The organism is Kocuria aegyptia (genome assembly GCF_039530085.1).
GTDB classification, from domain to species: Bacteria; Actinomycetota; Actinomycetes; order Actinomycetales; family Micrococcaceae; genus Kocuria; species Kocuria aegyptia.
This window is the reverse complement of record NZ_BAAAOA010000057.1, coordinates 1-703: the sequence shown is the minus strand read 5'-3', so window position 1 is coordinate 703 and position 703 is coordinate 1. Positions and strand designations below refer to the sequence as shown.

1 protein-coding gene is annotated in these 703 nt (G+C 75.0%); it reads right to left on the bottom strand.

Annotation, left to right across the window (positions count from 1 at the left end; genetic code table 11):
- The coding region (locus ABD220_RS17910; protein WP_344124853.1) for an ATP-binding protein at positions 1 to 703 on the bottom strand (703 nt) is incomplete at both ends.

Below are 703 nucleotides of genomic sequence, written 5' to 3'. Positions count from 1 at the left end.
GCGACGCTCAGCTGCGCCTGCACGAGGTCCACGCCGTAGACCTCCTCGGTGATCGGGTGCTCCACCTGCAGCCGGGTGTTGACCTCCAGGAAGGAGATCAGTCCGTCCTGGGCCACGAGGAACTCGGCGGTGCCCACCCCGACGTAGCCGGCCTCCCGGAAGATGGCCTCGGCCGCCGCGTGGATGCGCTGCCGCTGGTCCTCGGTGAGGAAGGGGGCGGGGGCCTCCTCGACGAGCTTCTGGTGGCGGCGCTGCAGGGAGCAGTCCCGGGTCCCGAGCACCACGACGTGACCGTGGGCGTCGGCCACCACCTGCGCCTCCACGTGCCGCGGGCGGTCCAGGAAGCGCTCGATGAAGCACTCGCCGCGGCCGAAGGCGCCCTGCGCCTCGCGGGCGGCCGAGGCGAAGGCCTCCTCGACGCCCTCCAGCTCGCGGACCACGCGCATGCCGCGCCCCCCGCCGCCGTGGGCGGCCTTGACGATCACCGGCAGGCCGTGCTCCTGCGCGAAGGCACGGGCGTCCTCCGGCGACTCGACCGGGCCGTCGCTGCCGGGCACGAGCGGGGCCCCGGCGCGCCGGGCGATCTCCCGGGCGGCGACCTTGTCCCCCAGCAGCTCGATCGTCCCCGGGGACGGGCCGATCCAGGTGAGGCCGGCCTCGATCACCGCCCGGGCGAAGCCGGCGTTCTCGGAGAGGAACCCGT